This is a genomic window from Pseudomonadota bacterium (genome assembly GCA_039815145.1).
In the GTDB taxonomy this organism is placed as follows: Bacteria; Pseudomonadota; Gammaproteobacteria; order Steroidobacterales; family JBCBZW01; genus JBCBZW01.
Window position 1 is genome coordinate 1 of the sequence record JBCBZW010000208.1, and the last position, 5,958, is coordinate 5,958.

A 5,958-nucleotide genomic window follows, 5' to 3' on the forward strand; every position below is an offset into this window, starting at 1 on the left:
AGCGAACTGCAGGGCTTCGTCACGGCGGTGAGCGAGCCGAGCTTCACCATCCTCGGCGTGACCGTCGAGACCGATGGCCGCACGGAGTACCGCGACGAGCAAGACCTTCCGATCACGGCGGCGGAGTTTTTCGATCAACTCGCGCCGGGGCGCCTGGTGAAAGCCGAGGGCGCGGAAGTGGCGCCCACCACCTTGATCGCCGAAGAGGTGCAGTTCGAGGTGGAAGACTAGCGACGCGCGATGGAATATGCGGCCGAGGCGCGCCGAGTAGCGAATCGCCTGCGATTGCTCATCGACCACGAATTACACCCAACGCCCGGAGCGCCGGTCCCCTACGCTCGTGGCGGGTAGATGCCCTGAAGGGCGATGATGAAGTTGACGCCGGTGAACGGCTGACGGTTCTCGTGCGCCTCGTTGGCGCCGTTCTCGCCGATCATGGCGCTGGCCATCGACCCGTCAGACGCTGCCTTCGACCACACGCTGGTCCGCTGCGCCTGCTCCGCAGCCGGGAGGGCCCCGACGGGCGAGTCCTGGTCGCCGATCTGCGCTGTGCAGTGAACGGGATGACTATGCGCTGGCATCTGAAACGCATTCAGCGTGACGCTCTCGGCGCCCCCCTGTTGGCCAAGTTGGTAGGACTGCAGGCCCGGTCCCTGGCCCGGGTGCAGGGGTACTCGCCCACGCAGGTCCGGCAGAGCAAAGGTCGTTTTGCCGTCACCGCCATAGGTGGCACCCAGGATTGAGAACAACGTCGCGTTGCTGGCGACGGCCATCAGCCGCCCATCGCAAAAGGCCCAGCCCCTCGGTTCAAAATTCCCTGCAAACATGATGATTGTGCCAATGAACGGATCCATCGCGTGACGCTCCCTGAGCTGTTGATTACTCCACTACTCGTCAAGCGCCGGATAGGAGCGATACTCCTCGGATGCTATCGAGCACGCTGACCATACACGCAAATAAGGGGGGCGTGTGGAATCGTGAAGCGAGCAAGAGAGCGCGTTGCGCAGGGGAGTGTGCCGAGGAGACACCGTTGAAGCGATGGTGGGAGGCAGAGCCGCGGGCCGGTAGCAAGGGTGCCAGCGGGTTTCGACGGAATCGGGGCGGACCTCAGCAATAGCGTTTATGCTGTTGTCCGTCAGAAGCTCGGTCCTTGTGCAGCACGCCGTCCAACTTGGCGGCCGAGCGATTTCATACATAGGTCTTCGGAAGGGGCGTTGATGCGCAACACGAACCAGCTTCTCAGTCTCACGGGGCTCGCAACGCTCCTCACTATCTGTGCGGAGCCTGGACTCGGTGAGGCCCTCGACTGCACCGCCTCGCCATTCGGTCAGAAGATCGAGGTCGGTGGCCGTTACGAGATGCTCATCACCGCACCGCAATTCAACAAGGCTCAGCCCGGCTCGCGCGTTTTGAGTTCGCATATGCTGCGTCATGATCGCCGTGATTTCGTCGGTGACCTGGTTGAGCTGGGTGGTCCGAGCAATGGCTACCTGTCGGGATGGGATGGTGGCAGTAGCGCTGGCGCCAAACCGCCGTCGGAACTGTGGGCCAGCACGGCGACTGACGTGGACGGCGATGGCAAGGGCGAACTCATCGTGGCGTTCACAGGCCAGTTACCGACGCCGGATGGCAGCTATCTCAAAGACGTTTACCAGCTGTGGGTGGTGCGCAACCAGCGTGTGAGAGACGAAAACGGGATGATGGCCGACGGCTACAGAGAGCAGTTGTGGAGTTCGACGCTGACCGGTCACAGCGCGTTTCAGGCCGCTCACGGCGATTTCGACGGCGACAAAACGACCGGCAAACGAATCGACGAGGTCGCCGTGGTGACGAAACACCCGGATGGCACGTTGAACGTTTTCGTCTGGAAGGGTGCTCGCAAGGGCATCGCCCAGAAAAACGACCAGACCTTCGCGCGATTCCATGATGCCGCGGGCCCGCAGATCGACGGGCCCGTGCGCATGGCAATGGGTGACGTCAGTGGCAACGGCAAGGCGGAAGTCGTCGCGATCTACATCGATAAGGCGCTTGGTGTGCCTCGGCTCAAGATTTTGGGACATGATCCGAGCGGCGACGGGGCGATGCAGTCACTTCTGGACGTCACGCTGAGTGAGCGTCCAAAACGCCTCGAGAGTATGCGCTTGGGCGTGGCTGATGTGATCGGGGACCCGACACGCGAGATCATCTTCGTCTCGGACGACAACACCGGCGACGGCATGTCGATTGGCCAACAGCTAACGGTCTACAGCGCGAAGCCGCTTGGCGACCGCATCGACTCGGTCCCGAGCACGAGCGAATACTACGACTACTACCCGCCCGAGCCTGCGAGCGTCGCGCTTCCTGCTTTGACCGAGGGCCGTCACACGCTGGCGATTGGTGCGTGGGTGGGCGGCTCCGCCTCGGAGCGAGCGACCCGGGAACTGCGACTGCGGGATGTGGCGATCAAGGACAAGAGTGGCGTGGACATCCTGTCGAACACATCGGGACAGTCCTTCGTAACCCGCAAGGCCTTTGAGCCCGATCTTTTTCGTGGCACGGCCTCGAGCACCGCAGAGGAGGAGACGTCCGAGGAAGGCTGGTCCAGTTTGATGCTTACGCGAGAACCTGACGAGACAGCAGGTTCCGCCGGCTGGACGGTGGACTTCTACGTCACCGAGGAGAACGCGGGTCAGCCCGGCAAGCTCTACCTCACGTTCGACTATCGCGTGCAGCAAGAGGGCGATCTCAACAACGTTGAATCGGCAACAGATCTGATGGTTACGGTTGATGGCCAGCCGCTGGGCGAGGAAGTGCTTCGGGTCGAAATGGCGAAACGCTTTCGTGCAAGGGCGCAGGTGCTGGATGCTGCGTTCGGGGACGTCGATGCGGATGCAAAAGACGAGATCGTGATTGCTACGCTGGACGAACGCACGGTCACGTTGCAGGTCTACGACGTCGCGGCCGTTGGCCCTGAAAAGCCAAGAGAGCTCGTCACGGGGCCGGCCTGGTCGAAGCCTGAGGGCGAGATGTTCAAAGCCACGGGTACGCGTATCAAGAGTCGCCAGCTATCGCTGGCGATCGCCGACATGGATGGCGATGCCAGGCGAGAAGTGCTGGCCGTGATCCCGTACTACGTGTATGGATTCTCGGTGGCAGCCGACGGCGACGGGCGCCGCGAGTTGGCGCTGATCCGATTCGTGGAGCACGGCGCGCTGGACCGAGGAGCGCACCTGGCAATGGGCGACTGGTCGGGCAATAGCACCTTTGCAGAAGTCAGCCCGATTCCAGGCTCGAGCGGCCTGACCTGCAAGACGGTACGCGAGTCGTCGATCGAGAGCATCACGTACTCCCCACCGTACTGGGAACGCTGGCAGTTGGACCTGCTCAGGCGAGCCTGGGCTGGCAAGCAGCAGGTTGCCGGCACCGAGACCAGCAGCAACGTGACGGGCACCGCGTCGCACAGTGTCTCCGGCTACATCGGCGCGGGGCTGGATGCCGGCCCCGTCACGGCAATGATAAAGGCCACTGCCGGATACGAGTGGGGGACGGCCGAAACCGAAGGCACCACGAGTAGTGTAGAGACCAGTGCGACCGAGGGCGTTAGCGTGTCCAATAGCGAAGCGCTCGTGCAGTTCCGTGAACAGACCTACGACTGTTTCCACTACGGGGTAAAGGACGACGCGACGGGTGCTCGTGCCCGCGTTTGCACGCTGCGCGACGCGGTACATCGACATTCGGGGGCCGAGCAGTGGGCAACCCGCCGCGACGATCCGGAGATGGCGGCCGAGTGGTTGCCCGTACGTCATGCGTGGGGCAATCTAGCTCGCCGCGGTAATGCCTACACGGCGGCAGACGCACAAACCGCCGACGCCTTGTTGGATGGGGACGTGCTCGGCGACATGGTCGAGGTCGCTGCTGGCGACTGGTGGGAGGTCGACCTTGGACGCATGGAGAGAGTCGACCTAATTCGCGTGTGGGGTGAGGGCGTCGACGGCGACATGAGCATTGCCGTTGTCGATTACCCACTTGGCAATGTGCCCGTCGGTGCCCTGAGCGTTGGCGATGACGGCTTGAGGTACCTATCCACCCAAGACGCCCGCATCAATCGTGTGAGGACCGTGTTGACCGGGCAACCCGGACAGGCCCCCGTCCGGGGCAGGTTCATTCGTATCAGCCGGGCGACAGGAGCAGCTCTGAAACTGTCGGAAGTGGAAGTGTTTGGTGGTCCGCATATCGATCCGGACGCGTACCCGGTCGATGTACGCAAGAACCCCGACAAACCCGAGCAGCTGATCGACGTACGCATGAGCAAAGACTCGGCCTGGGTGCCGATCCGGGGCAAGCTGATTTGGAAGTGCGAGGGAGTGGACTGTCCGATCGGGCGAGTGATCAGCGCCGGCGACGGTGACTGGTCAGCCTCGATGTCGAGCGTAAAGGGATCGGCGACCGTTCAGGGTGACAGCGCATCCTACGACACCAGCATCGGCGTCGAACTGGAACTCACTGCCTTGGTGGTGGCCCTCGGCGGCGGCTACGAATACACCACCGGGCTCGTGGAGGATTGGAACCAGACGCTGTCCTGGAGCAGCAGCCTCGAGATGGGCGGCCAAGTCGCGCAGCTGCCCAACGAGCCCGAGGATAGCCTCAGGGACTGCTTCTACATGGCGAAGCCTTTCCTCTATGAGGTGACCGACTACTCGGATGCCGGGTTTCGCCACACCTACCTGGCCTATGACTATTTCGTCCCTGAGGATCCGCTGAAGCGCGACCTAACGCGGGAGGTCTGTCAGAGCCCTCGCGTCGAGGGATCGGTGTCTCCGGCGCAGTAGCCAACGCGGCGTAGGTGAGAAACTCAAGGCGACCCGTGGACTGAGCTACTCAACGGGCTGATCACGAGCCGGGGTGACCGGCGACACGCTGGGCATGGTGGCAGCGCGCCGTACGCTGGAATCCTGTCGAGCCGATGTTGCTCCGCCCTTCGAGGTGCTCGATCGTGTCGATGTCAGACGCGTGGCCTCAGACTGAGCGGGCGGGGAACCAGTGCCGCGTGCGGTTCGCGAATGCGACCAACGACAGCATCACCGGCACCTCCACCAGCACGCCCACCACCGTGGCCAGCGCCGCTCCCGAGTTCAGCCCGAACAGGGAGATGGCGACGGCCACGGCCAACTCGAAGAAGTTTGAGGTGCCGATCATGCATGCGGGCGCCGCGATATTGTGCGGCAAGCGCATGGCCTTGGCCGAGGCGTAGGCGAGGGCGAAGATCCCGTAGGTCTGGATCAGCAACGGAATGGCGATGAGCACGATCGCCACCGGCTGCTGCAGGATCGTGTTGGCCTGAAAGCCGAACAGCAGCACCACCGTGGCCAGTAGCCCCGCGATGGAGGCGGGCTTGAGCTTGGCGAGCAGCGCGTTCAAGCGCGTAAGGTCACCGCTTGGTGCGAGCGCCCGCCGCGTGAGGTAGCCGGCGATCAGGGGCAGCAGGACGTACAGCACGACCGACAGCACCAGCGTCTCCCACGGCACCACCACCTCGCTCACGCCAAGCAGAAACGCCGCGATCGGGGCGAAGGCGAACACCATGATGAGGTCGTTCACCGACACCTGCACCAGGGTGTAGTTCGGATCGCCCTTCGTGAGCTGGCTCCACACGAACACCATGGCGGTGCAGGGCGCGACGCCAAGCAGGATCATGCCGGCGATGTACTCGCCGGCCGTCGTCGGGTCGACGAGGTCTGCAAAGATCACGCGGAAGAACAACCAACCGAGGGCGGCCATGGTGAACGGCTTGATCAGCCAGTTGACCAGCAGCGTGAGCAGCAGGCCTTTGGGGCGCTTGCCGATGTCCCTGATGGAGGCGAAGTCCACCTGGATCATCATCGGGTAGATCATGAGCCAGATGAGCACCGCCACGGGCAGGTTCACCTTGGCGACCTCCAGGCTGGCGAACACCTGAAACAGCGCGGGGAATAGGCTGCC

Annotated in this window: 4 protein-coding genes; 2 read left to right on the forward strand and 2 right to left on the reverse strand. The window is 63.2% G+C overall.

The features are described 5' to 3' along the window. A partial coding sequence (locus AAF184_24300; GenBank protein MEO0425478.1) for a DUF5666 domain-containing protein occupies positions 1-231 on the forward strand: 231 nt, incomplete at its 5' end. 101 nt (positions 232-332) lie between these two features. On the opposite strand, the gene AAF184_24305 is transcribed toward AAF184_24300, so the two are convergent. After that, complete coding sequence (locus AAF184_24305) at positions 333-854, reverse strand: tail fiber protein (protein MEO0425479.1); 522 nt, start codon at positions 852-854, stop codon at positions 333-335. A gap of 363 nt (positions 855-1,217) precedes the next feature. On the opposite strand from AAF184_24305, the gene AAF184_24310 reads away from it, so the two are divergent. Then, the gene (locus AAF184_24310) at positions 1,218-4,808 is read left to right on the forward strand and encodes a hypothetical protein (protein ID MEO0425480.1); all 3,591 of its coding nucleotides are present in this window, start codon (positions 1,218-1,220) and stop codon (positions 4,806-4,808) included. A gap of 187 nt (positions 4,809-4,995) precedes the next feature. On the opposite strand, the gene arsB is transcribed toward AAF184_24310, so the two are convergent. Then, positions 4,996-5,958 (reverse strand): ACR3 family arsenite efflux transporter (gene arsB, locus AAF184_24315; protein ID MEO0425481.1); only part of this gene is annotated, 963 nt, incomplete at its 5' end.